Raw genomic sequence first — 26196 nt, 5'->3', positions numbered from 1 at the left:
CTGCTTACATTCTGCCCTCTGCGGCAAAAAACACCTCTGGTTCACGCCGTTCACGGCAGTTGCTTTCAAGCATGGCAACAATTTTGTCCACCTGTGGATTGTCAAAAAACTTTGCCTGTTCCGGGCAGATTTTTACGCAGGCGCAACAGCGCAAACAGCCCTGCGCCACCTGTGCGGCATTGTCGGCATCAATCACGCGCACTGGGCACACGCTGGCGCACAAGCCGCACTGCGTACATGAATCAAGGGTCTGAGGCCGAATATCCGCCGCTGGCGGCAGCGCCTTGTAAGGGCGGTTGCCGGGCACAGCCACCGTTGCTCTTTTTTCACTGGCAATAATTCTGGCTGCCCTGCGGGCAAAATCCGCAATGGCGGCCATATCTTCTGCATCAGGCCTGCCTGCCCCGACCTTTGCCGTCATGCTGTGCTCTGCCACAAAGGCCCCTGCCGCAGGTACGGAAAACCCGTTGGCTGCAAACAGATCAACCGCTTCCAGCAGGGCATCGTCATAGTGCCTGTTGCCATACACAGCAAGCAGAACCGCTCGCGCGCCCTGCCCTGCCAACCTTGCCAGCGGCTCCATGAGCAATTGGGGAATACGCCCGGCATAGACCGGAAAGGCAAAAACCAGCACATCCTCCGCCCCAAGCGTGTGGGCTGCCGCCCGCCCTTCAGGAAACGTCCAATCCCAGTCATTGCCGCGCGCCAGTGCCATATTCTGCGTCAGTTCCTGCTCCAGAACACGGGCAGTTTCTTGCGCCATGCTGCGGCTGCTGCCAGTTGGGCTGAAAAAGACCGTGTGAAGCCTTGGGGTCATGACATCATCCTTTGTTCATGAAAAAGCGGGCCGTTGATACAGCCCGCCTGAAGAGTGCATTTTCTTGCGGCGCAAGGCCGCAAACGCAATTAAGCAAACAGGCCTTACCAGGCTTTCTTGCTCTGCTCGTGCCCGACTATGCCGCCAGCCAGAGCGCCCACGCCCGCGCCCGCCAGAGCGCCCCAGGCAGCTGATCCACCGGCAATGGCGGCAACGCCTGCGCCGCCAAGGGCGCCAAGGGCCGCGCCACTGGCAACACCCTGCTGGGTCTTGCTCATATTGGTGCAACCAATGCCGCTGACAAACAAGGCGGCCAGCAACGTGATTATCAACAAGTTTTTCATATTTTCTCTCCTGAAAAAACCGCGTAGCGGATTTTGCTGTTACTTGGCGTTCAGGCGGGGTTCAATGATTTCGCGCCAGATCACGCTCATGACAGGGCGGTCAAGCTGCTGCGGATTTGCCGTATACCACGCGTCCACCATCTTGGCGACTTCCGCGCGGTTCACACCTTTGAAGGCCTTCATCCAGCCCTTTTCAAAGGGTGAAAGCGTGTACACCGGGCGCTTGCCTTCCTTGGCCGCTTTTTCCGCGATTTTTCCGTTTACAAAATACTCAACGGTGATCGCTGTTTCCACACCGAAAAGAAAGGCGAGTTTTTCAGCTTCGGGAGTTTTTTGCCACGTGGCACCCGTAAACTGATCCACAGGGTTCGCCTTGGAATTTTCGGCCTCGGGCGTATTTTCGGCAGCGCGAACCGGAGCGAATGCCAGAACAAGTGCAAGGCTCAAGGCCAGACACAAAACCGACTTTTTCACGATATGCTCCTTGAGTTGAAGAACCCTTTGCAATACCGCATGTGCGGCAGCCAGCCGCATGGGCGGAATACACCAGCGGCAAGAATTATCGGGACATGGCCCTTAGCTTGTCTTGCAGTTTACCCAAAACACCACCGAGATATCAAGTACGAAAAACCCGGCTGTCTTGTGCAAACAGCCGGGTTTTCATTCGCGATGGCGCACGGTGCGCCTTTGTATTTTATATGCCTTGCTGGCAGGGCAATCTGCCCTACGCTCCAGCGGCCTCGCCTATGAGCTGGCGAAAGCGGCCAAAAAGGTACTGCCCATCGCGGGGGCCAGCCGCCGCTTCGGGGTGGTACTGCACGCTCATGACAGGCAGAGTCTTGTGACGCAGGCCTTCAAGCGTATTGTCGTTCAGGTTGATATGGGTGGCTTCCACATCGCTCACACCGTCCAGCACCACATGGAAACCGTGGTTCTGCGACGAAATCTCGATGCGTCCCGTGGTCAGATCCTTGACCGGGTGGTTGCAGCCGTGGTGGCCGAACTTGAGCTTGTCGGTGGTGCCGCCAAGGGCGTGACCGATAAGCTGATGCCCAAGGCAGATGCCCGTGACAGGGAACGAACCCACAAGTTCGCGCACCAGAGCGATTTCGGCAGTCAGGGTCGCCGGGTCGCCGGGGCCATTGGAAAGGAACACGCCCTTGGCTCCGCTGGCCTTGGCCTGCGCGGCGCTGAAGTTCGGCGGCACCGCCAGAGGCTCAAAACCGGCCTCGCACAGGCGGCGCAGGATGTTCCACTTGATGCCAAAATCATACACAAGCAGGGGCAGGCCCGTGCCGCGCCATGCGTAGGCGCCATCGGCGCCGAGAGCGACCTTTTGCGGCTGGTTGTCAAACCATGCATAGGGTTCCTGCGCTGCCACAAAGGGCACGAGGTTACGGCCCTTCATGGTGGGCTGGGCAAGCACTTTTTCCTTGAGGGCAGCTGGGTTCAGCTCCCTGGTGGAAATCATGCCGCGCATGGCCCCGTTGATGCGCAGGTGGCGCGTCAGGGCGCGGGTATCCAGCCCTTCCATGCCAGGCGTATCGAACTTCTGCAAAAAGGCGGGCAATGCCATGACAGACTGCCAGTTGGAGGGCTGCTTGCAGCATTCCTTCACCAGAAAGGCGCTGCAATGCACGCGGGCCGATTCCATGTCAGCCTCGGAAATGCCGTAGTTGCCCACCAGCGGATAGGTCATGCAGACCATCTGCCCGTAGTAGGAGGGGTCGGTGAGCACTTCCTGATAGCCAGTCATGCCCGTGGTGAAAATCACTTCACCGCCGGTTTCAAAGTCTCCGGTAAAGGATTTGCCTTCCAACGTGAATCCGTCTTCCAGCACCAGCAATGCTTTCATAACTTACCCCCGCGCTTCCCGCGCGTAGTATTCCTGCAAACTTTCCACATGGGTCTCTGCCCGCCGCGAACCAATGGCCGTGGCCGTGGCGCGCGCTGCGGCGATGGTGGTGCAGTAAGGAACCTTGTATGTCAGGGCCGCGTGGCGAATGGCCTTGGAATCCCTGGCCGTATGCTTGCCCGAAGCCGTGTTGATGACCAGAGCCACCTCATGATTGATGAGCAGATCCACAATGTTGGGCCGCCCTTCGTAAACCTTGAGCACCTCTTCCACTTCAAGCCCGTGCTCACGCAGCACGGCAGCCGTGCCGCGCGTAGCCAGCAGGTGGAAGCCAAGCTTGGCAAACATATCCGCCACTTCGGGCAGATAGGGCTTGTCGCGGTCGTTGACCGACAGGAAGAGCTTGCCCCCCTGCGGCAGCACCTGACCAGCGCCCAGCTGGCTCTTGAGGAAGGCCTCGCCGAAGTTGGAGCCCATGCCCATGACTTCGCCGGTGGAGTGCATTTCGGGTCCGAGAATCACGTCCACGCCGGGGAAGCGCTGGAAAGGCAGCACAGCTTCCTTGACGCAGGTGAATCCGCCCTTGCGCATGCTCCAGGGGTCCAGTTCCTCAAGCGTTTTGCCCAGCATGACCTGGGTTGCCAGGTACGGCAGGGGAACGCCCGTGGCCTTGGACACAAAGGGCGCGGTGCGCGAAGCGCGCGGGTTTACTTCCAGTATATAGATATCATCGCCCTTGATGGCAAACTGGATGTTCATCAGGCCCACGACCTTGAGTTCGCGGGCAAGGGCCTCGGCCTGCACCGCAATGCGGGCCACGTGGTCGTAAGAAAGCGAATACGAGGGCAGCACGCAGGCCGAGTCGCCGGAGTGGATGCCGGCTTCCTCGATGTGCTCCATGATGCCCGCCACGTACACTTCCTTGCCGTCAGAAAGCGCGTCCACGTCCACTTCCACCGCATGTTCGAGGAACTTGTCGATGAGGATGGGGTGTTCCGGCTTTTGCGGCACCTGGACATGGAAGTAATCTTTCAGTTCGGCGGCGTCGTACACCACGGCCATGGCGCGGCCGCCGAGCACGTAGCTTGGCCGCACAACCACTGGATAGGTGATGCGCTCGGCCACTTCAAGAGCGTCTTCAAGGCTCATGGCCGTACCGTTCGGCGGCTGGAGCAACTCAAGCTTTTCAATGAGCGCCTGGAAGCGCTCGCGGTCTTCGGCGCGGTCAATGGCGTCCGGGCTGGTGCCAAGAATGGGCACGCCAGCGCGCATGAGCGGCACGGCAAGGTTCAGCGGGGTCTGGCCGCCAAACTGCACGATGACGCCCTCGGGCTTTTCCTTTTCCACAATGTTCATCACGTCCTCGAAGGTCAGCGGCTCAAAATAGAGCCTGTCCGAGGTGTCGTAGTCTGTGGAAACGGTTTCGGGGTTGGAGTTCGCCATAATGGCCATCACGCCCGCATCGCGCAGGGCGAAGGAAGCGTGGCAGCAGCAGTAGTCAAACTCGATGCCCTGGCCGATGCGGTTGGGGCCGCCGCCAAGAATGAGCACCTTGCGGCGGTCTTCCACCTTGATTTCTTCGCCCCGTTCGTAGGTGGAGTAGAAATAGGGGGTGTAGGCCTCAAATTCCGCAGCGCAGGTATCCACCAGATAGTAGGTGGGTTCCACGCGCATTTCCTTGCGCATGCGGCGGATGTCGGCCTCGGGCATCTTCCACATTTCCGCCAGCTGGCGGTCGGAGAAGCCGTATTCCTTGGCTTCGCGCAACATGTCGGCAAGAGCGGCGTTGGCAGTGGTCATGTCGTTGGCAAGGCCAAAGTTGCTGATGCGCTTTTCCATCTCCACAATGTCGCGCACCTGGCGGATGAACCAGGGATCAATGGCGGAAACCGCAAAGATTTCTTCTTCGCTGATGCCGGCCACAATGGCCTGCCGCAGCGAAAAAATGCGCTTGGAGTTGGGGCGGTGCAAGGATTCCAGAATGGTTTCGCGGTCGGGCAGCTCGGAGCGGAAGCTGTAGCCAAGGCCCGTTGCGCCGATTTCCATGGAGCGCAGGCCCTTCTGCAAGGCTTCCTTGAATGTGCGCCCAATGCTCATGGCTTCGCCCACGCTCTTCATGGAGGTGGTGAGTTCGTCCTTGGCGCCGGGGAACTTTTCAAAGGTGAAGCGCGGGATCTTCACCACGCAGTAGTCGATGGCGGGCTCAAAGCTCGCCACGGTCTCGCGGGTGATGTCGTTGCGCAGTTCGTCAAGGGTGTAGCCCACGGCCAGCTTGGCGGCGATTTTGGCAATGGGAAAGCCCGTGGCCTTGGAGGCCAGCGCGGACGACCGCGACACGCGGGGGTTCATTTCGATAACCACAATCTCGCCGTTTGCCGGATTGAGGCCGAACTGCACGTTACTGCCGCCCGTTTCCACGCCGATTTCGCGCATGATGGCAATGGAGGCGTCGCGCAGGTTCTGGTACTCGGCGTCGGAGAGGGTCTGCACCGGGGCCACGGTGATGGAATCGCCCGTGTGCACACCCATGGGATCAAAGTTTTCAATGGCGCAGATGATGACGCAGTTGTCCTTGGCGTCACGCATCACTTCCATTTCGATTTCTTTCCAGCCAAGCACGCTCTGCTCGATCATGACTTCAGAGGTGGGGCTGGCCGAAAGACCGCTGGCGGCAATGGCTTCCAGGTCTTCCATGTTGTAGGCCACGCCGCCGCCGGTGCCGCCAAGCGTAAAGGCCGGGCGAATGATCAGCGGGAAGGGCAGCACGTTGCCGAGCTGGCGCGCTTCTTCAATGGTGCGGGCAATGCCGCTGGCGGGCATTTTGAGGCCGATCTTTTCCATGGCTTCGCGGAAAAGCTCGCGGCTTTCTGCCTTTTCAATCACATCGGCGCGCGCGCCGATGAGCTCAACGCCGCATTCCGCCAAAACGCCGCTCTTGGCAAGCCCAAGAGCGGCGTTCAAAGCCGTCTGACCGCCAAGCGTAGGCAAGAGCGCATCGGGGCGTTCTTTTCGGATGATTGCGGCAAGGGTCTCCTGCTCGATGGGTTCCACATAGGTGGCGTCAGCCATATGCGGATCGGTCATGATGGTAGCCGGATTGGAATTGACCAGCACCACCTCGTACCCTTCTTCCTTGAGGGCCTTCACGGCCTGGGAACCGGAGTAGTCAAACTCGCAGCCCTGGCCGATGATGATAGGGCCCGCGCCGATGACAAGAATTTTGTGTAAATCCGAACGCTTGGGCATTGAACTTTCCTGCGGATTTTGGAGATCAGAGGTAATGACGCGGCACAGGCGCGCCGATTTGCATAAAACGATTGTTTTTATTCCACAGCTGGTATAAAAGTCAAGTTTTTCCTTCCGCCAAATGAATACACACCCTTGCAGGGGTGCCGCCGCGCGCCCGCCAAGCCTGAATCAGAGGGTTTTACCCTGCCCGGGCGGCATGCCGGAGACACAAAGCCCTTGCCTCGCAGTTTTTTTTGCGCAATAATTTTTCCCTTGAATCCACAAGGGGAGCACCACATGCAGAATGTAAAAAAAGTCGTCCTCGCCTATTCGGGCGGGCTTGATACTTCCGTTATCCTTAAATGGCTCATTGAGACCTACAAGTGCGAGGTCATTGCCGTTACCGCCGATCTGGGCCAGCCCGAAGACCTTACGGGCGTGGAAGAAAAAGCGCTCAAGACCGGCGCTTCCAAGGCATACGTGCTTGATCTGCGCGAAGAAATGGCCAAGGACTTTGTATTCCCCATGATGCGCGGCGCTGCCCGCTACGAAAACCGCTATCTGCTGGGCACCTCCATCGCCCGCCCGCTCATCGCCAAGGCCCTTGTGGACATCGCCCGCAAGGAAGGCGCGGACGCCGTGGCCCACGGCGCTACCGGCAAGGGCAACGATCAGGTGCGTTTTGAATTTGCCGTCAGCGCCCTTGCGCCCGACCTCAAGGTCATCGCCCCCTGGCGCGAATGGGACCTCATGTCGCGCACGGCCCTCACGGCCTTTGCCGAAAAGCACGGCATCCATATCTCCAGCGAAGCCAAGCGCTACAGCATGGACGCCAACATGATGCACACAAGCTTTGAAGGCAGCGAGCTGGAAAATCCCGGCAGCGCGCCCGACGCCTCGTGCCATCAGCGTTGCGTGCCCGTGGAAGAAGCGCCCGACACCCCCGAGATCATCAGCGTGGATTTCGAGCAGGGCAACCCTGTGGCCGTCAACGGCCAGCGCCTCTCCCCCGCCTCCATCATCAAGACCCTCAGCGAAATGGCCGGACGTAACGGCATTGGCCGCGACGACATGGTCGAAAACCGCTTTGTGGGCATGAAGTGCCGCGGCGTGTACGAAAACCCCGCTGGCACCCTGCTGTACGCCCTGCACCGCGACCTTGAAGGCATCTGCATGGATCGCGAACTGCTCGGCATCCGCGACATGCTGGCCGTGCGCTACTCGCAGTGCGTGTACAACGGCTTCTGGTATTCGCCCGAACGCGAAACCATGCAGGCCTTTATGGACAAGTCGCAGGAGTGCGTCACCGGCACCGTGCGCGCCAAGCTCTACAAGGGCGGCGTGTGGCCCCTGGCCCGCACCTCCCCCAACTCGCTCTTCTCCGAAGATCTGGCCACCTTTGAAGGCGGCAACTACGATCACAAGGATGCCGCTGGCTTTATCCGCCTCAACAGCCTGCGCCTGCGCCTGCACGCCGCTGTGCAGAGCAAGCTCGGCAAGTAGACTGAAACGCCCCGCATGCCGCCCTGTTCTCAAGGCTGCATGCGGGGGTGTAGAATATCGGGCGCTTTCCCCGGAGCCTGCGCCATCCCGGGCTCGGCCATTGGCGGCATTGCCGCATGTTTTGCAGAGATTTGACGGGACAGGTTCCGGGGGAAGCGGCGTTCGCCACGAGCAACGCGGCTTCCCCCGATTCATTTTTTACAGAAAACGGACAGACCATGAAGACCAACCAGAGTTGGGGCGGCCGCTTTGCCGAAGGCCCCAAGGAAGCCGTGGCCCAGTATACGGATTCGCAATCCTACGACAGGGCGCTCTACGCCCAGGATATCCGCGCGTCACAGGCGCACGCCCGCATGCTGGGACGTCAGGGCGTCATCAGCCAGAGCGAGGCGCGGATTCTGGTCAACGGTCTGGACCGTGTGCGCGAAGAAATCGAAGCTGGCAACTTTGTATGGAAGCCCGAGCTGGAAGACGTGCACATGAATATAGAAGCGCGCCTGACCGAGCTTGTGGGCGATGTGGGCAAAAAGCTGCACACGGGCCGCAGCCGCAACGATCAGGTGGGCCTGACCTTCCGCCTCTTTGTGGCCGACCGCCTCGAAACCTGGCGGCAGCGCGCGGCCCTGCTGTGCTCCGTGCTGGCCGACAAGGCCGCGGAGCACAAGACGGATATCCTGCCCGGCTGCACCCATCTGCAACCGGCCCAGCCCGTAAGCCTTGCCCACCACCTGCTGGCCTATGCCTGGATGTTCCGCCGCGATGCAATGCGCCTGGAAGATACCCTTGAGCGCGTGCGCATTTCGCCCCTTGGCGCAGCGGCTCTGGCCGGAACCACCTACCCTCTCGACCCGCAGAGCGTGGCGGACGAAGTGGGTTTTGCAGAAATTTACGGCAACTCCATGGACGCCGTTTCTGACCGGGATTTCGTGCTTGAAGCACTTTTTGACGGATCGGCCATCATGATGCACCTCTCGCGCCTGTGCGAAGAAATCATCCTCTGGGCCAACCCCGCCTTTGGTTTTGTGCGCCTTTCTGACGGCTATTCCACTGGCTCGTCCATCATGCCGCAAAAGAAAAACCCCGACGTGGCCGAACTCATGCGCGGCAAGACCGGGCGCGTCTACGGTGCGCTGACGGGCCTGCTCACGGTCATGAAGGGCCTGCCCCTGGCCTACAACCGCGACATGCAGGAAGACAAGGAAGGTTTCCTTGACGCCGACCGCACCGTTGAAGCATCGCTGCGCCTCATGGCGGGCATGCTGGAAGAACTGACCTTCCGCACCGACCGTATGCGCGAGGCCTGCAAGGCTGGCTTCCTCAACGCAACCGAACTGGCGGACTACCTCGTGGGCAAGGGCATTCCCTTCCGCGAGGCCCATCACATCACAGGTCAGGCCGTGGCAATGGCCGAAAAGGCTGGCAAAGGCCTTGAAGACCTCAGCCTTGGCGAGCTCCAGAGCCTTGAGCCGCGCATTGACGATACGGTTTTTGCCATTCTGGAATATGCCGCAGCCGTAAGCCGCCGCGAAACCCCCGGCGGCACCGGGCCCCGCTCTGTGGAAACACAGCTTGAACAAATACACGAATGGCTTGGCCAGAATTTGGGCGAGGAAAACTGAGCACGGAGCCGAACGCCATGTCCATTTTTGATATCGAAAACCGGCAGGAAATGGGGGCGGAAGCCCCCTCAGCCGTGAGCTGGCCCCAGTGGGCGGAAGACGCGCGGCTGGACGATGACCTCGCCGCAGCGGCCTATGAGGCCACGCCTGCTCCCCTGCGCGCCGCAGTCAAAACAGGGCTGGCTCTGGCCCACATGCACTTTGGCGAGTCCACCACCAGCCAGCGTAACGAGGTGCGCAACGCGCATCTGGGCTTCTGGCGGCGCTCCATCGCGCACCCAGCGCCATGGGCGGTCATTGCCTTTACGCCAGCATACGCAGCTGCGGCCCGCCTTGCCGCTGCCTGCATGCCCGCCCTGCTTGGCGGCGTGCCCCTGGTGGGGGCCGTGTGCGTGGGCGGCGCGCCCAGCAGGAATGCTCTGGTCACGCTGGAGCTGGCAGGCGTGGAAGACATCTTTGTTATGGACAACGCAGGCCTCTGCACCCTGCTGGAAGAAACCCAGCCAGGGCCGGGACGACTTGTGCTGCTGCACAGGGGAGAGCTGGACGGCGTGGGCGCGGCAGCGCGGGCGCTGGAACTTCCCTGCTACGAGGAGCGGCGTTCGCCCATCCTGTGCCTGCCCAAGCCCGAAGCCTTTGACCTTGAAGCGCTGGCCTTTGCGCAGGCCGAGGCTCTGGAAACAGCGCTCGATACCTCCTTGCGCCTCACCCCTGACGCCACCTACCTTGCGCCCGTGGCTGCCCTTGGGCATTGCCGCGAGCGCCGCACTGGGCCATTCCCCTACAGCGGCGCGCCCGCGCTCACGCCGGGCTGCGAGGGCTTCTGGCTGCACCCCGGCCTCACGCCCGATTTCTTCCGCGTGCAGCGGCAGGCGTTCGGGCTGCTGTAATCCGGCTCTATACAACATTTGCGCGGCGCACAGTTCATCAGCCGCTCTTAATTGTTTCTTCGCAAAAAGGTTCTTTGCAAGCTGGCTGCCCAGCCTCCCCGCACAGCATGGGGAAGCTGCGGCGGCCAGCCTTGCCCTGAGCCTGAAAAAGCCGTAATCATTCAGAAACACCTCTCCTTGGGAGCAAAGCCATGCCCAGCATCAAGCATATCCGCAACATAGGCATTATTGCCCATATCGACGCGGGCAAGACCACGCTTTCCGAGCGCATGCTGTTCTACAGCCGCAAAATCCACCGCATGGGCGAAGTGCACAACGGCTCGGCCACCATGGACTACATGCCGGAGGAGCAGGAGCGCGGCATCACCATCATGTCTGCCTGCACCACCTGCCTTTGGGGCGAAAATACCATCAACCTCATCGACACCCCCGGCCATGTGGACTTTACCATTGAGGTGGAGCGCGCCCTGCGCGTACTGGACGGGGCCGTGGGCGTGTTCTGCGCCGTGGGCGGGGTTGAACCGCAGTCGGAAACCGTGTGGCGGCAGTCGGAAGATTTCAACGTTCCCAAGATCGCCTTCATCAACAAGATAGACCGGCTGGGCGCGGATTTTGAGGCAGTGCTCGAGGCCATGCGCCAGCGCCTGCAAACCAATGCTGTCGCCGTGACCATCCCCCTTGGACAGGGCGAGGATTTCCGCGCCGTGCTTGACCTTGTGAACGAGCAAAGCCTGACCTTTGACCCGGCGGATCAGGGGCAGACCGTGCACCGCGCGCCCTTTACGGAAGAAGAAGCCGCCATCGCCGCCCCCTGGCGCGAAACTCTGCTGGAAAAGCTTGGCGAGGCCGACGATGCCTTTGTGGAACCTTATCTGGAAGGCACCTTCACCCTGGCCGACATCAACGCGGCCCTGCGACGCGCCACGCTGGCCCGCACGCTCACGCCCGTTTTCTGCGGCTCGGCCCTGCGCAACATGGGTGTGCAGCCCGTGCTCGATGCCGTGTGCGCCCTGCTGCCCTCGCCCGCCGATGTTCCGGCCCCGGTGGGGCATGATGCCGATGGCCGGGAAATCATTGTGGAAGCAACGCCCGATGCCCCCGCTGTGGCGCTGGTTTTTAAAGTGCTCATGGAAAACGGCCGCAAGCTGGCCTTTGTACGCATGTACGCGGGCCGTATCCACGAGGGTGAAAGCCTGCGCAATACCGCAAGCGGCAAGGATGACCGTCTGGGCCGCATCTACCGCCCCCATGCCGACAGGCGGGAGCAGGCGGAAAGCGCCGAAGCGGGCGAAATCGTGGTCGTGGTGGGCCTGCGCGGGCATACGGGCGAAACCTATACCGCCCGCGAGCGGCAGCTTGCGCTGGAAAGCATAGATGCCTACGCGCCCGTCATCACCCTTGCGCTGGAGCCCCGCAATGCGGACGAAGGCAAGATTCTGGACGAAGCGCTGGCACGCTATACGGAAGAAGACCCCACCCTGCTGGCGCGGCTGGATGATGACACCGGCTCTCGCATGGTTTCCGGCATGGGCGAGCTGCATCTGGATGTTCTGCTGGAGCGCATGCAGCGCGAATACGGCATCAGCCCCCGCGCGGGCAATCCGCAGGTTGTGCTGCGCGAAACCGTGCGCAAGGAGGCCGCGGCGACCGCTATTTTTGACCGCGAAATGGGCAAGGAGCGTCATCAGGGCTCTGCGGCCCTGCGCGTTGCGCCGCGCGCCCGAGGCACTGGCAACGTGGTTGAAGTGGGCGACTTTTTACCGCAGGATGCCGCCGAAGCCCGCAAAATTCTGCCCAGGGTCTATCTGGACGCCGCCCTTGAAGGCGTGCGCGATGCCCTGCAATGCGGTGATCTGACAGGCTACCCCATTGAAGACGTGGCCGTGACCCTCACGGCGGTGGACAGGCAGGAAGGCCTGACAACGGTTCCCGGCTGCCGCATGGCCGCCGGGCAAGCCCTGCGCGAGGCGCTGGCGGCGGCAACTCCTGTGGTGCTTGAGCCTGTGATGCGCGTGGAAATCACCGTGCCGGAAGACTTCCTTGGTGCGTCCATCACCTTGTTCACCACCTGCGGCGGCAAGGTTGAGGACATGGAAGACCACGGCGGGCGCAAAACATTGCGCGGCACCGCCCCCCTGCGCCGCCTGTTCGGCTTTTCCACCTCCCTGCGCTCGGCCACACAGGGCCGCGCCGGGCTGGTAATGACCTTTGACCGCTTTGACCTGCCCTGAGGAACCATGCAGCACCAAGAATCCACACACGGCCAGCCCCGCGCAAAAAAAAGCCTCGGCCAGCACTTTTTGAAGCGCGAGGACATCTGCCGCCGCATTGCCATGCTGCTGCTGCCCAAGCCCGATGATATGGTACTTGAGATCGGCCCCGGCCCCGGCGCGCTCACCCGCGCCATCGAGGAGCAGCCCCACGCCCGCCTGCTGTTGCTTGAAAAAGACCGCCACTGGGCGGCAGAGCGCCAGCGCCTTGGCGAGGGTCGCACCCAGGCGGTGCTGACCGATGCCCTGCGCTTTGACTGGCGGCGCATCACGCCCGAAAAACCGTGGAAGATCATAGGCAATCTGCCCTACAACGTGGCCTCGCCCCTCATATGGGACATTGTTTCGCGCGCAACGGGCTGGCAGCGCGCGGCCTTCATGGTGCAAAAAGAAGTGGGCCAGCGGCTGGCTGCCCAGCCCAACACCAATCACTATGGCGCGCTTTCGGTCTGGGTGCAAAGCTACGCCCGCCCGCGCATGGAATTTATTGTGGGGCCGGGGGCCTTCAACCCACCGCCCAAGGTGGATTCTGCCGTGCTTTCTTTTGACCCTCTGCCGCCAGAGCGCAGGCCAGCTCACCCCGAGATTCTGTCCCGGCTCCTGCGCGTGTGCTTTCAGCAACGCCGCAAACAGCTTGGCGGCGTTTTCAGACGCAGCGGTCAACCGGGGCTTGAAGCCGCGCTGGAAAAGACAGGCATCGACCCGAGCCTGCGGCCTGAAGCCCTTGCCAACAAAGATTTTCAGGCTCTTGCCGCTTTTTGGGCCGAGCAGCTTGACAATAATGCATAAAAAGTTTTGAGTTTACGCACTGTCTTTTAAAACGTAACGCTTGGCGGCTTTTGCCGCCTGAGCTTGCTGGCAGAACAACTCAAGCCGGGGAATTTTCAGGAGGATGTGCTGATGACTAAAGCTGATCTGGTTGAAAAAATCGCCGCCAAGGCAAACCTGACCAAGGCTGCCGCCGAGCGTGCCCTCAATGCTTTTCTTGCTTCTGTGGAAGACGCTCTTGTAAAAGAGTCCAAACTGACCCTCACGGGTTTTGGCACCTTTGCGGTAGAAACCCGCAAGGCTCGCCAGGGGCGCAACCCGCGCACCGGCGACACGCTGACCATTCCCGCCTGCAAAATTCTCAAGTTCCGTCCCGGCAAAATGCTTAAGGACTCCCTGAATTAAGCTTGAGCCGTTATGCCCTGGCATAGCGGCTTTTTGATTTGCGCCAGCAGCCGCAAGGCTGTTGTCGCCTGCTTTTGCCCAGCGCAAGGCAAAGAAACACCTCCCAGCGATGCCCAGTGCACCCTGCAAGAGGCTCCTTTGCCTTGCCGCTGGGATCAGCAATTTGAAAAGCTGCCCCCTTTTGCGGAAAATATTCATTTTCCCGCACTTGAGGCTTGCCTTTTTCTAAAGTGCGAGCTAAAAGGGCAGTTCATATTTTGCGGGCCATGGTCTAGAGCCATGCCCCACCGCCGAAGGGGGTGATTTTCTTGCCCGGAGTTTTTCTTAACGACGACGACTATAACTTCGACATCGCACTGCGCCGCTTTAAGAAGCAGGTAGAAAAGGCGGGCGTTCTTTCTGAAATGAAGAAGCGCCAGCACTACGAAAAGCCCAGCGTTATGCGTAAAAAGAAGAAGGCCGCCGCCCGGAAGCGGCTGATGAAAAAAATCAGGAAGATGAACATGGCCTAGGCAGCAATGCCTTGCGCCGCTTTGCAGGGCATTGCCCGGCAAACGGCAGGCCGGGCGATGCAAAGCCATCGCTTCGTTCATTCGGCCAGTTATGCGGGAGGCCCCTCGGGCTTCCCGCGTTTTCTGCTTTTCTCCACCCTCCACCCCACCACCGCCATGACTGTCACCACCACGCTTTTTGAGCAGATCGACATTGACTATATCAAAGCCTACAAAGCCAAGGACAGTGTGCGCCTTACCGTGCTGCGCCTTCTCAAGACGGCGGTAAAGAATCGCCTGGTGGAACTCAAGCGCCCCGGCGGCAGCCTTGCCGACGAAGAAATGCTTGATATTATCATCAAGGAAGGCAAGCAGCGGCAGGATTCCATCGACCAGTTCACGGCAGCAGGCCGCACTGATCTGGCCGACAAGGAAGCGGCAGAGTTTGTCATCCTCAAGGAATACCTGCCCAAGCCCCTCGCGGCAGAAGAACTTGCAGGCCTTATTGACGCCACCGTGGCCGAAGTTGGCGCAACTTCCCCCAAGGACATGGGCAAGGTCATTTCTGCCATCATGGCGGGCCACAAAGGCCGCGTAGACGGCAAGGCTCTTTCCGAAGCCGTCAAAAAACGCCTCCAGCCGTAGCTTCAGGCGCATTTCCACCTGGGGAAAGCCCCCGTTTCAGTGTCCCGTTTTGAGTTGGCATGCAATCTTGCGGGAGTCGCCTCGTTTTGGAGCAAACAGCCTTGAGCAGCTCACTTTCGCCCCTTGGGCGACTGCCCGAAAGCGCCGCAGCTACAGCTGCGTTTGCCGGGTAACTTTGCTGCTGCGCAAGGGCATACTGCCCGACGGCTCACGATGTTTTTTTCCGCACCACGGGCAAGCGCCGTCTTTTGCGCGCAAACCCAATGCTTTAAGGCAGTTCACGCATGATTCACGCCCGCACGCTCAACGCCCTTGAATTTCACCGCATTGCAGACCACCTTTCGGAATTGTGCCTTTCCGGCGTTGGCCGGGAACGCGCCAGGGCCATTGCCCCCCTTGATGATGCAGAGGCGGTAACGCTTGCCGCACGCATCTATGAGGAAGCCGCCGACTGGGCCAGCCGCCCTGCCGCAGGCGGCGCGATTTTCTGCGTCTGTTCCTTCCCCGATGTCAGCGGCATGCTGCGCGCTGCGGCCACCAGCCGCGCCCAAACTTTTCAGCCCGATGTGGATGCCTTCTGGGCCTTGCGCGAGGTGCTGCGCCTTGCCAGGGACGCCCACGCATCCATTGCCCAGCCCGAGGCCGCCACCCGCTGGCCGCACCTGCTGGCCATGGCCGATGGCTCTCCCCTGCCGGTTCAGCTCACTGCCGCGCTTTTGCGCTGCATTTCTGACGACGGTCTGCTGCGCGATGAAAGCTCGCCGGAGCTGTACCGCCTGCGCGGCGAACTGCGCCGCCTGCACCAGAGCTGCATGCGCAAGGTCAAGGACTTTGCCCAGCAATACAACATGCTGGCCTATCTGCAAGACGAGTTCATGACCCTCTCGTCCGACCGTTACGTGCTGCCCCTCAAGGCCAACTTCAAAGGCCGCATGCAGGGCATCATCCACGACTGGTCGCAAACAGGCGAGACCTGCTATTTTGAGCCCATGTTTCTGGTGGAGATCAACAACCGCCTTCAGGAACTGAAGCGCGAAGAACGCGAAGAAGAACGCAAGGTTCTGGTCTATCTGCGCAGCCTGCTTGAAGCGGAGCTTCCCGGCGCGCGTGCGGCCCTCGAGCTGCTGGCCCACCTTGACGTTTTGCAGGCCAAGCGCAGGCTTGCCGCCCTTTTTGACGGCCGCCCGCTGCCCCTCACCCCCGTGGCGGAGGGCATTCAACTTCTTGATGCCCGCCACCCCCTGCTCATGCTCAACCGCGTGGCGGAATCCGGCAAGGACGGCTCAAAGGCTGCCGCCGCTGCCCACAGCAAGGTGCGGCCTCTGGATATCGTGCTGCGCCCCGGCGAGCGCGCTCTGGTCATCACCGGCGGCAATGCTGGCGGCAAAACCGTATGCCTCAAGACGCTTGGCCTCATTGCTGCCATGACTCTGAGCGGCCTGCCCGTGCCAGTAGGCGCGGGTTCGCACCTGCCCTGGTTCAGCAGGCTGGATGCCTTTATCGGCGACGAGCAGAGCCTTGCGGACAATGTTTCCACTTTCACCGCCCAGATTGAGCACCTTGCCAAGGCCTGGAAGCACCTTGACGCCAGCAGCCTTGTGCTGCTTGACGAATTTGGCGCAGGCACAGACCCCGCCCAGGGCGCTGCCCTTGCGCAGGCCGTACTTGACGAATTGCTGGACAAACATACCTTTGTTCTGTCGGCAACGCATTTCCCCGCGCTCAAAAGCTATGCCCTCACGCGTGAAGGCGCGCGGGCGGCCTCCATGCTCTTTGATCCCCAAAGCAAAAAGCCTTTGTTCCGGCTTGCTTACGACCAGGTCGGGGCCAGTCAGGCGCTGGATGTGGCGCGCGAGCACGGCCTTGCCGAAAGCATTGTTCGCCGGGCGGAGCATTACCTTTTGCAGGACGGGCAGGACGCCACGGCCCTGCTTGGCAGGCTCAATGATCTGGCCGCAAAGCGGGAGGAAGAACTGGCGGAACTCAAGCGCGAGCAGGATAAAACCCGCCGTCAGACGCAGGATCTGCGCGAAAAGCTTGAGAAGGAACGAGTGCGCCTGCACGACGAGGTTCGCGCCCAGGCTGGCGACCTCATGCGCGCCTGGAAAGAAGGCCGCGCCACCCACAAGCAGGCGCTCAAGGAAATGTCGCGCCTGCGGGCCTCGCTTGCTCCCACGCAGGATGAAACTGCGGAAGGCGCGTCCGTGCTGCCCCAGCCCCAGACCTTTACGGCCGGGCAGGAAGTGCTGCACACCGTGTTCAACAAACGCGGCGTCATCACAGATGTGGACGAACGGCGCGGGCGGGTGCGGCTGGAAATGAACGGCGTGAACCTCTGGGCCGAAATGAAGGCCCTGCGCGTGCCTGGCCAGACAGCGCAAAGCCCGGCCAAAAGCGCCCTCAGGGGCGTTGTGGGCCGCACTTCCGCCAGTGACGAGGCAGCATCCCTGCGCCTTGATATGCGCGGCATGCGCGCGGACGTTGCGCTGGCAGAGTTGGAACGCTTTATGGACAAGGCCTTGCTGGCGGGATTTTCAGAGGTGGAAGTGGTACACGGCAGGGGAACGGGCGCACTGCGCCGCCAGGTACATGATTTTTTGCGGAGTTTCCCCGCTGTGGGGCAGTTTGCCCTGGCGCCGGAAGACCGGGGCGGCGATGGCATGACCATAGTAACCTTTCGCTAATTACGGGCGTGTGACCCATGCAGTCCAAGGACGCAATCCGCGCCATTAAAGAGCGCCTGAATATCGTTGACGTGGTGCGCCGCTATGTTGAGCTCAAGCGCAACGGGCCGCGCTGGGTAGCGCCCTGCCCATTCCATCAGGAAACCAAGCCGTCCTTTTCCGTAAACGAAGATCAGGGGCTTTTTTACTGCTTCGGCTGCCACGCCTCAGGCGATGTGTTTGATTTTTACAGCCGCATCAACGGGCTGGAGTTTAAGGAAACGCTCGAACAGCTGGCTGCGGAAGCTGGCATTACCATAGACCGAGGCCCGCGAGATCCCCAACGGGACGGGCAGGAACGCAAGCAGCGCTCAGCGCGGCAGCAGATGCTGCGCATGTATGAGCTTGCGGCAGGCCATTTTGCCTCGGCCCTGCAAAGTCCCGAGGCGGAAGAGTGCAGGCGGTATATAGAAAAACGCGGTTTGAGCGATGAGATAGTGCAGCGCTTTGGCCTTGGCTGGGCCAGGCGCGAATGGCAGTCGCTGGCTGATGCCCTGCGCCGGGCGGGCTTTGACATGCGCATGGCCGCCGAGGCCGGCCTTGTGGGGCAGGCAAGCAGCGGGCGACCCTACGACAGGTTTCGCGGGCGGCTCATTTTTCCCATCAAGAGTCTTTCCAACCAGATAATCGCCTTTGGCGGGCGCATTATCGCCGATGAGGAAGAAGCCAAGTACATCAACAGCGCCGACACGCCCCTCTACAAGAAGGGCGAGCACCTTTACGGGCTGGCGCAGGCGCGGCGCGGCATCGTGACCAAGGGCCGCGCCATGTTGACTGAAGGCTACATGGACGTGCTCACCCTGCACCAGTTCGGCTACGACAATGCCGTTGGCGTGCTTGGCACGGCTCTGACGCCAGAACAGATAAAACGCCTTTCGGGCTTTGCATCGCAAATGACCCTGCTGTTTGACGGCGACCGCGCCGGACGCAAGGCAGCCTTGCGCTCGTGCGAAATGCTGCTCACGCGCGGCCTTTCGTGCAGCGTGGTGATCATGCCCGAAGGTGAAGACATAGACAGTTTGCTGCGCGGCGCTGGCCCCGAGGCCTTTGAGACCTTGCAGGCACAGGCTCCGGATGGTCTGCGCTTTTGCGTGGACGTGCTCAAGGCCCTGGCCCCGCGCGAAACAGTGGAATGGGCGCGCAATTTTTTGCGCCAGCTTGATATTCCGGAGCTGATCAGCCCCTACATTTCGCGGCTGGCGGCTCATTTGCAGCTTTCGGAAGCCGACCTGCGCGAGGGCATTGCCGGGGCGCGGGGGCAACGCAAAGAGGGCCAGCCCAAGGGGATCTCAGCCTCGCGGACGCGCCAGAACATACGCGACCGCGAAATAATGATGTTTGCCGTGCGGTATCCCCACCGCCTGCGGGACATGCAGGAAATGGGGGCAGACCTTGCCTTGAGGTCTGAAATCGCCCGGAGGCTGTGGGACAAGATTGAGACCCACGGCCCGGAAGAAGTGTTCCATCAGCTTGACGAACGGGAAAAAAACTTCTGGTGCAAATGTCGCGGCCCGGAAGCCGCGCCATGCGACAGCGGCGAAAAAGAACTTGAATTATTGCGACAGTCGCTAGATCAATACTACGCCTCAGCTCAGGCCTCCTCCCTGTCCGCTGCCATGCGGGCCAATACAGGCATAGGTGACTTTGAAGCTGATTTGGATTATCTTCGCGCACTTAAGGAAACCTTGGAGAAAGGGCATGAGCAATCTTAAAGATATCCAGCAGATACAATCCCTTATTGCCAAAGGCAAGGGCGCGGGCTTTCTGACCTTTGAAGAGGTCAACAAGGCTCTGCCTGTTGAAATGAGCACGCCGGAGCAATTTGAGGAAATCATCGGCATCTTTGAACAGCTCGAAATTGTCATTGTGGATTCGGAAAAGGACGGAAAAAAGATTTCCGCCGCCGCCACCGAGACTGACGAAGATATTACCGAAGGTTCGCTGGATCTGACTGAAGACGAGGACACAGCGGACTATTCCTCGCGCAGCACCGACCCTGTGCGCATGTACCTGCGCGAAATGGGCGCCGTGCCCCTGCTCGACCGCGATGGCGAAGTTGTTATCGCCAAAAAGATCGAGATGGGCGAACAGGACGTGCTTTACGCTCTGGTTGAAGTGCCTGTGGCCGTTGAAGAACTCATCAATGTGGGCGAAGACCTGCGCCAGAACCGCGTCAAACTGAAGGACGTGGTCAAAACCATTGAAGAAGACGACCCCAGCGAAGACGAAATGAACCAGCGCACCCGCGTTATTCTGCTGCTGGACGAAATCAAGCAGACCTTCAAGAAAAAACGCAAGATTTACAAAAAGCTGGACGCCTGCGCCTGCATGGATCGCCGCGTTACCGCAGTGCAGAAAGAAATCATCAGCTTCAAGGATGAAATCGTCACCCGACTGCGCGACATCAAGCTGGAAAAAACGCTCATCGACCGCATCATTGAAACGGTCGAGGACTACGTGCGCCAGATGCACAACTGCCAGCGCGACCTGTCGGCCTACATTCTTTCCACCGGGCGCACCCAGGCGGAAATTCAGGCCATGTTTGACGGCCTTGAAAAGCGCGAGGTCAACCCCAACGATGCGGCCCGCGACCTCAAGCTGAGCGTGGACGAACTGTTTTCGTTCAAGGAAATGATCATCGGCAAGATCGAAATTCTCAGCCGACTCCAGGAAAAGTGCTGCCATAACGTCACTGATCTTGAAGAAGTGCTCTGGCGCATCAAGCGCGGCAACACCGCCGCCATGCGCGCCAAGCAGGAGCTGATCCGCTCCAACCTGCGCCTGGTTGTTTCCATCGCCAAAAAATACACCAACCGAGGCCTCCAGTTCCTTGACCTTATTCAGGAAGGCAACATCGGCCTGATGAAGGCCGTGGACAAGTTTGAATATCAGCGCGGTTACAAGTTTTCGACCTATGCCACGTGGTGGATCCGTCAGGCCATTACCCGCGCCATCGCGGATCAGGCCCGCACCATCCGTATTCCCGTGCACATGATCGAAACCATCAACAAGCTTATCCGCACCTCGCGTTACCTTGTGCAGGAACTGGGCCGCGACCCCACGCCCGAGGAAATCGCCGAACGTATGGAATACCCGGTGGAAAAGGTCAAAAAAGTGCTCAAGATCGCCAAGGAGCCCATCTCGCTTGAGACGCCCATTGGCGATGAAGAAGATTCGAGCCTCGGCGACTTTATTGAAGACAAAAAGGCCGTTGCACCGGCTGAAGAAGTCATCAATACCAAGCTGTCCGAGCAGCTGGCCGCCGTGCTGGCCGACCTTACCCCGCGCGAAGAACAGGTGCTGCGCAAGCGCTTTGGCATTGCAGAAAAGAGCGACCACACCCTTGAAGAAGTGGGCAAGCTCTTCAACGTCACGCGCGAACGCATCCGGCAGATCGAGGCCAAGGCACTGCGCAAGCTCCGCCACCCCGTTCGCAGCCAGCCCCTGCGTTCCTACTACGAAAACTGATTCATTGCGCAAGCCCGGCGGGTTGACCTGCCGGGCTTGCGCGGTCATTATCCCATTGACCCTTCCGCCACACTGACAGCAACGGACGAGCACCGCACCCTATGCTGAGCCACATGCAAGAGCTTTTCCGCTGGCCCCATTTTTCGGGCGGCAAAAATCATACTACAGCGCATGCCTTTGCGCTGATTCTTCTGTGTCTGCTGACATTGACCAATGTTGCTGGCGCTGCGCCAGCGGCAGAGCCCCTGCCCAATCCGCAGGGCAAGGTTGCCAAATGTTTTGACGGCGACACCTTAAAGCTCACTGACAGGCGCACCGTGCGCCTTGCAGGCATTGACGCCCCTGAAATGGACCGGGGCAAGCATAAGCCCCAGTACTACGCCCGCGAAGCCTTTGACCAGCTCACCAAGCTGGCTCAAGGCAAGGATGTGCGCCTTGTGGCCGTGGATGCCAAGGGCAAGGATCATTACGGACGCGTGGTGGCCGATGTTATCCTGCCTGACGGGCACTCCCTGTCCGACACAATGATTCGCAACGGCGCGGCCTTTGTGTATCCGCACAACGACCTTAATCCCCATTTTCAGGAAAGGCTGCGCAAGCTTCAGCACGAGGCCATTGCCGCCCGGCGCGGCATGTGGGCGCATATACTCACCCTGCCCGCCGCCAAAAAAACCTATCTGGGCAACCGCGAATCCATGCGATTTTTCCCCACAGACTGCGCTGAAGTACAGCACATAAAGCCCCGCAACCGCGTGTTTTTCGGCACGCTCATGGATGCCTTTATGGCTGGCTACGCCCCGGCGCGTCCCTGCAACTTCTGGCCGCAAGTAAAATGAACACCACTTCTCCCCTGCTTGAGCAACAGGCTCTGGTCATATTTTCCGGCGGGCAGGATTCCGCCACCTGCCTCGCATGGGCGCTCAGCCGCTTCAAACGGGTGCTGACGCTGGGCTTTGACTACGGCCAGCGCCACTCTGTGGAGCTTGACTGCCGCAAGCGCGTGCGCGAGGGCATTGCCGCCCTCAACCCGCAATGGGCGCAACGGCTTGGGCCGGACACCCTGCTCAATCTCGATATTTTCCGCCAGCTGGCAGACACTGCCCTGACCTCTGATGCGCCAATAGAAGAGCACTGCGCCAACGGCCTGCCCAATACCTTTGTGCCTGGCCGCAACCTCATATTTATTCTGCACGCCGCTGCCTGGGCTTATGCCAAGGAAATCCGCCACATGGTGCTGGGCGTCTGCCAGAGCGATTATTCCGGCTATCCCGACTGCCGGGACGACAGCATCAAGGCCATGCAGGTTGCCATAAACAGCGGCATGGACGCCAGTTTTACGCTGCACACGCCGCTCATGTGGCGCAGCAAAAAAGACGCCTGGATGCTGGCCCGCGCCCTTGGCGGCGACGCACTGGTCAACCTGATTGTGGAAGAAAGCCACACCTGCTACATGGGCCAGCGCGGGCAGCGCTACCCCTGGGGCTATGGCTGCGGCGACTGCCCAGCCTGCCGCCTGCGCGCTGCAGGTTACGCCGCCTATGCCGAGGCGCAGGCAGCCTGCGCGCAAACCCCGCTAGAGGAAGAGGCCTGATGTCCAAAAAACCGCTCAGGGCAGCACAGGGTGTGGAAGCGGCCTGTATTCTGTTTCAGCTCAACAGCAAGACTGCCGACATCATCAATATGGCCAGCGGCGCGCAGATGCCGGATGAATATCTGTCAGGCCCCGGTGCGGATATGTTCTGCGCGGAGTGGCGGGCCTTTGTGCATGCGGTAGTTACTGCCGCCATCATGCACCACGCGCCCAATACCGTATTTTTGGCCTATCTGCGCCAGACGGGCAATCTGCTGGCCGCCGCCAGCGGTGACTTTGACGGCGCGGACGAAAAAGCGGTCAACGCTGCCCTCAACGCCTTTGTGGACGGCCCCTTTGCCGAATACATGCCCCTGCTCGCGCAGGAACAGCAGGTTCGCTGCCCGGAACTGTTCTGCCAGCGCCTTGCGGTGCAGGCCGCCAGCCTGCGCGGTCAGGCCACCCCGCCGGACGACCACGCCAAGGCCCGCCTTGCGGCTGTTATGGCTCTGATTATCAGCGCCGTATGGGACAAGCTGGAGCAGTACGATATTCAGCCAGACTAGACGCGCATGACGGAATTCTTTGATTTTGATCAAAAAATCATAGCGCGACTGCCGCAAAATAATTTTCTGCCCAGAATACAAGGCCGCCGGAATTTTGATGCATCAAAATCCCGGCGGTTTCATTTTAACGATTTCTTTCGCCCTATTTTTTTCCCAAAAGCTCCAGCATGGCCTCGGCGATATTGTTGGTGCGCAGGCCCACAAGCTCGCGCAGACGCAACTGGCTGCCGTGCTCCACAAAATGGTCGGGCAGGCCAAGGCGTTTGATGCGCTGCCCGCGCATGAGGCCACGGTCATTCCAGAATTCCAGCACTGCGGACGAAAAACCGCCAGCCAGCACGCCTTCTTCCACCATAAGAATACGGTCAAAGTTCTGGGCGATTTCAGCCAGTTGTTCTTCCGGCAAGGGCTTAATCCAGACCGGGTCAAACACAAGAGGCTTCACGCCTGTCTGCCGCTCCACCATTGCTGCGGCTTCCAGAGCCGGGTGTGCGCGGTTGCCCAAGGCTATCACCGCAAGACCTTCGCCCTGTTGCAGCACTTCGCCCCTGCCGGGGGTCAGCAGGCGGGGCGCGCCGTCAGGGGCAACGCCAAAGGCGCTGCCGCGCGGATACCGCAGGGCGCACGGGCCGGGATGGCACAGGGCCGTATGCAGGCAGTGCCGCAACAGGTTTTCATCGCGCGGGGCCAACATGGTAATGTTGGGAATATGCCGCAAATAGGCGATATCAAAAGCGCCGTGGTGGGTCGCCCCATCCTCGCCCACAAGGCCCGCGCGGTCTACGCAGAAGGTAACGGGCAGGTTTTGCAGGCACACATCGTGCACAACCTGATCGTACGAACGCTGCAAAAAGGTGGAATACACGGCCAACGCGGGACGATAGCCCTGGCTGGCAAGGCCCGCCGCAAAGGTCACGGCGTGCTGCTCGCAAATGCCCACATCCACAAAGCGGTCGGGGAAGCGCGCGCGGAACTTGTCCGTGCCGGTGCCTTCAGGCATGGCCGCCGTGATGGCGATGATCTTGTCGTTATGCTCGGCAAGTTCGGTCAGCGTATTACTGAACACCGAGGTGAACGAGGGCAGCTTGGCTGTGGAGGCCACGGGCTGTCCGGTTTCGGGCGTGAACAGGCCGATGCCGTGGTACAGTGTGGGATTTTTTTCTGCTGGGCCGTAGCCCTTGCCTTTCTGGGTGCGCACATGCAGCAGCACCGGGCCGTCCTCGATTGCGGCGGCCATTTCCAGATGGCGGCGCAGGCTTGTGATGTCGTGCCCGTCCACCGGGCCGATATAATTGAAGCGAAAAGCCTCAAACAGCATGCCCGGCGTAAAGAACGACTTGAAGCTCCATTCGCCGCGCATGGCGTATACGGCAAGTTTCTGGCCGATGCGCGGGATGGAACGCAGAAAGTTGAGTACTTCCTTGCGGGTTTGCCGCACCCAGCGCTGCGACAGCGTGCGGCTCAAAAACAGCGAAAGCGCGCCCACATTGGGCGAAATGGACATTTCATTGTCGTTGAGCACCACAATGAGCCGCCGCCCCATGTGACCCGCGAGGTTCAGGCCCTCAAAGGCCTCGCCCGCCGTCAGCGAGCCATCGCCGATAACGGCCAGCACGTGGTGCTTGAGACAGGAAAGATCGCGGGCCAGAGCCATGCCCAGGGCCGCAGAAATGGACGTGGAAGAATGCCCCACGCCAAAATGGTCGTAAGGGCTTTCTGCCATACGCGGAAAGCCTGAAATGCCGCCAAAAGACCGCAGGGTGTGAAAATCCTTGGCGCGCCCGGTCAGCAGTTTGTAGGCGTAGGCCTGATGCCCCACGTCCCAGATGAGCTTGTCGTGCTCCACATTAAAGGTCGCCAGCAGGGCCAGCGTCAGCTCAACCACGCCCAGCGAGGGCGCAAGGTGCCCCCCGTTGCGGGAGACAGTTTCAATGATGCGGCTGCGCACCTCGCCAGCCAGCTGGGCAAGCTGGGCGTCAGAAAATTTGTTCAGTTGCGCCGGGCTGCTCACAGCGTCCAGCAATGCGCTCTCTGTGGTGTCCATCTAGGCCGCCCTCGTTACCGTGTAGTCGGCCAATGCGCGCAGAAAATCCGCTTCCTGCCCGTCAAACTGAGCCAGCGCGTCCTGCGCGGCCTGAGCCTGCGCCCGCGCCAGTTCACGGCTTTTTTCAAGCCCCAGCAGGGCGGGATAGGTGCTCTTGCCCTGCTCCTCGTCGCTGCCCGCAGGTTTGCCCAGAGTTTCAGTGTCGGAAACCACATCAAGGATGTCGTCCGCAATCTGAAAGGCCACGCCAAGCGCCGCGCCGTAAGCGGCAATGGCTTCGCGCGCGGGCGTTTCCGCCCCGGCGAGGATGGCCCCGCATACGCACGATGCCCGCAGCAGGGCCCCGGTTTTCATGGAGTGCACGGCGCGCATCTGCTCAAGTGTGATGGACGACGCGCCCGTGTAGATCATGTCCCATTCCTGCCCGCCCACCATGCCGGAAGACCCCGCCGCAAACGAAAGCTCGGCCACGGCGTCCAGCACACGGTCCGGAGCTTCTGCGGTGCGGCACATGACCATGAAGGCGTCCGTCAGCAGGCCATCGCCCGCCAGTATGGCAGTGGCTTCGTCAAATGCCTTGTGGTTCGAGGGCTTGCCCCGGCGCAGATCATCGTTATCCATGGCGGGGAGGTCGTCATGGATGAGGGAATAGGTGTGGATCATCTCGATAGCGGCAGCAAAGGGCATGCTGCGCTGGGGCGACAGGCCGCACAGGGCGGCGGTGCTCAGGCACAAAACAGGGCGCAAACGCTTGCCCCCTGCTTGCAGGCTGTACAGCATGGAATCCTTGAGCCTCTGCGGCACATCGCGGCCGTCAAGACAGGTGGCCAGATAGGCTTCCACATCCTTGCCCCGCGCGTGCAGCAGGGCCTTCATGTCAGCAACGCTCATCATCGCCTATTCCGCCTCCTCTTCTGCGTTCAGCCCGCTTGCCGCCACAGGGCGTGACTCAAGGGGACGAGCCTGACCATCCTGCCAGATTTCAAGCTC

General features: G+C 60.6%; 21 protein-coding genes. 14 read left to right on the top strand and 7 right to left on the bottom strand.

All coding sequences use genetic code 11. The features are described from left to right. Positions 1-4: 4 nt before the first annotated feature. The 5 genes from VEZ52_RS03505 to carB all read right to left on the bottom strand — a co-directional run bounded on the left by VEZ52_RS03505 (position 5) and on the right by carB (position 6262). Positions 5-817 (bottom strand): 4Fe-4S binding protein, encoded by an 813-nt coding sequence (locus VEZ52_RS03505; protein WP_324835551.1) that lies wholly within the window; start codon positions 815-817, stop codon positions 5-7. Positions 818-921: 104 nt separating this feature from the next. Then, on the bottom strand, positions 922-1161 hold the full coding sequence (locus VEZ52_RS03500) for a glycine zipper domain-containing protein (RefSeq protein WP_240824491.1): 240 nt from the start codon (positions 1159-1161) through the stop codon (positions 922-924). A 39-nt stretch (positions 1162-1200) separates the two neighbouring features. Further along, positions 1201-1635, bottom strand: a complete 435-nt coding sequence (locus VEZ52_RS03495; RefSeq protein ID WP_324835550.1) for a hypothetical protein — start codon at positions 1633-1635, stop codon at positions 1201-1203. A 250-nt stretch (positions 1636-1885) separates the two neighbouring features. After that, on the bottom strand, positions 1886-3016 hold the full coding sequence (gene carA / locus VEZ52_RS03490) for a glutamine-hydrolyzing carbamoyl-phosphate synthase small subunit (RefSeq protein ID WP_324835549.1): 1131 nt from the start codon (positions 3014-3016) through the stop codon (positions 1886-1888). 3 nt (positions 3017-3019) lie between these two features. Continuing rightward, on the bottom strand, positions 3020-6262 hold the full coding sequence (carB, locus tag VEZ52_RS03485; protein ID WP_324835548.1) for a carbamoyl-phosphate synthase large subunit: 3243 nt from the start codon (positions 6260-6262) through the stop codon (positions 3020-3022). Positions 6263-6541: 279 nt separating this feature from the next. Between carB and VEZ52_RS03480 the strand changes: the two genes are divergently transcribed. From VEZ52_RS03480 to VEZ52_RS03415, 14 genes are all read left to right on the top strand, one after another. After that, a complete protein-coding gene (locus tag VEZ52_RS03480) occupies positions 6542-7747 on the top strand; it encodes an argininosuccinate synthase (protein ID WP_324835547.1) in 1206 nt (401 codons plus the stop codon). 218 nt (positions 7748-7965) lie between these two features. Further along, entirely contained in the window at positions 7966-9366 is a 1401-nt protein-coding gene (gene argH / locus VEZ52_RS03475; RefSeq protein ID WP_324835546.1) for an argininosuccinate lyase, read from the top strand. Positions 9367-9383: 17 nt separating this feature from the next. Next, the gene (locus VEZ52_RS03470) at positions 9384-10256 is read left to right on the top strand and encodes a hypothetical protein (protein WP_324835545.1); all 873 of its coding nucleotides are present in this window, start codon (positions 9384-9386) and stop codon (positions 10254-10256) included. A 191-nt stretch (positions 10257-10447) separates the two neighbouring features. After that, positions 10448-12487, top strand: a complete 2040-nt coding sequence (fusA, locus tag VEZ52_RS03465) for an elongation factor G (RefSeq protein WP_324835544.1) — start codon at positions 10448-10450, stop codon at positions 12485-12487. 6 nt (positions 12488-12493) lie between these two features. Beyond that, positions 12494-13315 carry a 16S rRNA (adenine(1518)-N(6)/adenine(1519)-N(6))-dimethyltransferase RsmA gene (gene rsmA / locus VEZ52_RS03460; RefSeq protein ID WP_324835543.1) on the top strand — a complete coding sequence of 274 codons (822 nt, stop codon included), beginning with the start codon at positions 12494-12496 and terminating at the stop codon, positions 13313-13315. 111 nt (positions 13316-13426) lie between these two features. Continuing rightward, on the top strand, positions 13427-13699 hold the full coding sequence (locus tag VEZ52_RS03455) for an HU family DNA-binding protein (protein WP_022659306.1): 273 nt from the start codon (positions 13427-13429) through the stop codon (positions 13697-13699). A 308-nt stretch (positions 13700-14007) separates the two neighbouring features. Continuing rightward, positions 14008-14211, top strand: a complete 204-nt coding sequence (gene rpsU, locus VEZ52_RS03450; RefSeq protein ID WP_183718206.1) for a 30S ribosomal protein S21 — start codon at positions 14008-14010, stop codon at positions 14209-14211. Positions 14212-14367: 156 nt separating this feature from the next. Then, positions 14368-14835 carry a GatB/YqeY domain-containing protein gene (locus VEZ52_RS03445; RefSeq protein ID WP_324835563.1) on the top strand — a complete coding sequence of 156 codons (468 nt, stop codon included), beginning with the start codon at positions 14368-14370 and terminating at the stop codon, positions 14833-14835. A gap of 284 nt (positions 14836-15119) precedes the next feature. Continuing rightward, positions 15120-17519, top strand: a complete 2400-nt coding sequence (locus VEZ52_RS03440; protein WP_324835542.1) for an endonuclease MutS2 — start codon at positions 15120-15122, stop codon at positions 17517-17519. A 17-nt stretch (positions 17520-17536) separates the two neighbouring features. Further along, positions 17537-19270 (top strand): DNA primase, encoded by a 1734-nt coding sequence (gene dnaG / locus VEZ52_RS03435; protein WP_324835541.1) that lies wholly within the window; start codon positions 17537-17539, stop codon positions 19268-19270. After that, entirely contained in the window at positions 19257-21026 is a 1770-nt protein-coding gene (gene rpoD / locus VEZ52_RS03430) for an RNA polymerase sigma factor RpoD (protein ID WP_022659301.1), read from the top strand. Before dnaG ends, rpoD begins: the two co-directional genes overlap by 14 nt. Positions 21027-21139: 113 nt before the next feature. Then, positions 21140-21862, top strand: coding sequence for a thermonuclease family protein (locus VEZ52_RS03425; RefSeq protein ID WP_324835540.1), 723 nt, complete (start codon positions 21140-21142; stop codon positions 21860-21862). Next, positions 21859-22617 carry a 7-cyano-7-deazaguanine synthase QueC gene (gene queC, locus VEZ52_RS03420; protein ID WP_324835539.1) on the top strand — a complete coding sequence of 253 codons (759 nt, stop codon included), beginning with the start codon at positions 21859-21861 and terminating at the stop codon, positions 22615-22617. Before VEZ52_RS03425 ends, queC begins: the two co-directional genes overlap by 4 nt. Continuing rightward, entirely contained in the window at positions 22617-23162 is a 546-nt protein-coding gene (locus VEZ52_RS03415; protein WP_324835538.1) for a serine/threonine protein kinase, read from the top strand. The genes queC and VEZ52_RS03415 overlap by 1 nt, the downstream gene beginning before the upstream one ends. Positions 23163-23304: 142 nt before the next feature. On the opposite strand, the gene dxs is transcribed toward VEZ52_RS03415, so the two are convergent. Together dxs and VEZ52_RS03405 are read right to left on the bottom strand one after the other, a co-directional pair. Further along, positions 23305-25206: a 1-deoxy-D-xylulose-5-phosphate synthase gene (dxs, locus tag VEZ52_RS03410; RefSeq protein WP_324835537.1), complete on the bottom strand. Its 1902-nt coding sequence runs from the start codon at positions 25204-25206 to the stop codon at positions 23305-23307. After that, a complete protein-coding gene (locus VEZ52_RS03405) occupies positions 25207-26100 on the bottom strand; it encodes a farnesyl diphosphate synthase (protein WP_324835536.1) in 894 nt (297 codons plus the stop codon). Between the last annotated feature and the right edge of the window lie 96 nt (positions 26101-26196).

The organism is Desulfovibrio sp. (genome assembly GCF_035644575.1).
Lineage (GTDB): Bacteria > Desulfobacterota > Desulfovibrionia > Desulfovibrionales > Desulfovibrionaceae > Desulfovibrio.
Note: the sequence above shows the minus strand (reverse complement) of the source record. Positions and strands in the feature narration are given on the sequence as shown.

Bases quoted from the DNA above. Each gene is read 5' to 3' on its own strand.
- VEZ52_RS03505 (WP_324835551.1), bottom strand. From the start codon at position 817: ATGACCCCAAGGCTTCACACGGTCTTTTTCAGCCCAACTGGCAGCAGC.
- VEZ52_RS03500 (WP_240824491.1), bottom strand. From the start codon at position 1,161: ATGAAAAACTTGTTGATAATCACGTTGCTGGCCGCCTTGTTTGTCAGC.
- carA (WP_324835549.1), bottom strand. From the start codon at position 3,016: ATGAAAGCATTGCTGGTGCTGGAAGACGGATTCACGTTGGAAGGCAAA.
- carB (WP_324835548.1), bottom strand. From the start codon at position 6,262: ATGCCCAAGCGTTCGGATTTACACAAAATTCTTGTCATCGGCGCGGGC.
- VEZ52_RS03480 (WP_324835547.1), top strand. From the start codon at position 6,542: ATGCAGAATGTAAAAAAAGTCGTCCTCGCCTATTCGGGCGGGCTTGAT.
- argH (WP_324835546.1), top strand. From the start codon at position 7,966: ATGAAGACCAACCAGAGTTGGGGCGGCCGCTTTGCCGAAGGCCCCAAG.
- VEZ52_RS03470 (WP_324835545.1), top strand. From the start codon at position 9,384: ATGTCCATTTTTGATATCGAAAACCGGCAGGAAATGGGGGCGGAAGCC.
- fusA (WP_324835544.1), top strand. From the start codon at position 10,448: ATGCCCAGCATCAAGCATATCCGCAACATAGGCATTATTGCCCATATC.
- rsmA (WP_324835543.1), top strand. From the start codon at position 12,494: ATGCAGCACCAAGAATCCACACACGGCCAGCCCCGCGCAAAAAAAAGC.
- VEZ52_RS03455 (WP_022659306.1), top strand. From the start codon at position 13,427: ATGACTAAAGCTGATCTGGTTGAAAAAATCGCCGCCAAGGCAAACCTG.
- VEZ52_RS03445 (WP_324835563.1), top strand. From the start codon at position 14,368: ATGACTGTCACCACCACGCTTTTTGAGCAGATCGACATTGACTATATC.
- VEZ52_RS03440 (WP_324835542.1), top strand. From the start codon at position 15,120: ATGATTCACGCCCGCACGCTCAACGCCCTTGAATTTCACCGCATTGCA.
- dnaG (WP_324835541.1), top strand. From the start codon at position 17,537: ATGCAGTCCAAGGACGCAATCCGCGCCATTAAAGAGCGCCTGAATATC.
- rpoD (WP_022659301.1), top strand. From the start codon at position 19,257: ATGAGCAATCTTAAAGATATCCAGCAGATACAATCCCTTATTGCCAAA.
- VEZ52_RS03425 (WP_324835540.1), top strand. From the start codon at position 21,140: ATGCAAGAGCTTTTCCGCTGGCCCCATTTTTCGGGCGGCAAAAATCAT.
- queC (WP_324835539.1), top strand. From the start codon at position 21,859: ATGAACACCACTTCTCCCCTGCTTGAGCAACAGGCTCTGGTCATATTT.
- VEZ52_RS03415 (WP_324835538.1), top strand. From the start codon at position 22,617: ATGTCCAAAAAACCGCTCAGGGCAGCACAGGGTGTGGAAGCGGCCTGT.
- dxs (WP_324835537.1), bottom strand. From the start codon at position 25,206: ATGGACACCACAGAGAGCGCATTGCTGGACGCTGTGAGCAGCCCGGCG.
- VEZ52_RS03405 (WP_324835536.1), bottom strand. From the start codon at position 26,100: ATGATGAGCGTTGCTGACATGAAGGCCCTGCTGCACGCGCGGGGCAAG.